Annotated in this window: 1 protein-coding gene; it reads right to left on the bottom strand. The window is 68.8% G+C overall.

Annotated elements, in window-relative coordinates:
* Positions 1-881 (bottom strand): AAA family ATPase (locus AX681_RS13750; protein WP_156456102.1); only part of this gene is annotated, 881 nt, incomplete at both ends.

Below are 881 nucleotides of genomic sequence, written 5' to 3'. Positions count from 1 at the left end.
CGCCGGCTTCGGCCGGAACCCCGCGAACATGCCCCGCGCCTTGTCGCGGACCTTCTCCGCCACCTGACGCGCGAGTTCCGGGAACCGGATCTCGCGCCGATCGGCGAACGCGCGCGCCTGGTCCTGCTCGGGCCGCGCATAGTCGCTCGTTATGTCCTTGCCCCGATCGCGCGACAGGGCGCGGACAAGCTGGCGCTGATCGGTAAAGTCATCGCGGCCATAATGAAGCTGCACGTCGTCACGATGCCGCGACATACCGACATAGGCGCTGTGCCGGTCCATGCCGGGGGTGGCGAGGACATGGGCGCGATCGACCGTCACACCCTGAGATTTGTGGATCGTCGCCGCATAGCCATGATCGACATGGGAATAATCCTTGGTGTCGAACGCGACCCCGCGCCCGTCATCGAGGCGCACCTCCATGCCCTCGGGCGATACCCGCTCGATTGTGGCGAGCGTGCCGTTCTTGACCCCCATGCCCCGCTCGTTGCGCAGGAACATGATGCGGTCGCCGGTCGCGAACTGGCGCTCGCCGCGCTCGGCTTTCACCGTCACGTCGTCACCAAGGTCGCCGGATGCGCGCAACCGGTCGCGCGCCTCGCCATTGAGGCTCTGCACCTCGGCGTTGGTGTGGGTGAGGATGATCTGGCTCTTGCCCGGCTCGGCCTGGCGCGCGCGATCCCACCCGTCGACCAGCTCGCCCCGCGCTCCCTCACGCGTGTCGGCCGCGTGGACCATGCCGCCTTGGTCATAGGCATGGATTGCCTCGCCGGTGCGTCCGGTCGCCAGCGCGCGCGTGGCGTCGCGCTGCCAGTCCTCGCGCTGCCGGCGTATCTCGGTGATCTCGGCCGCGCCGTGCCGCTCGGTAACGCTGCGGAACG

Origin of the sequence: Sphingomonas sp. CCH9-E2, assembly GCF_001557215.1 — a bacterium.
GTDB lineage: Bacteria > Pseudomonadota > Alphaproteobacteria > Sphingomonadales > Sphingomonadaceae > Sphingomonas.
This window is presented reverse-complemented; position numbering and strand designations above follow the sequence as displayed.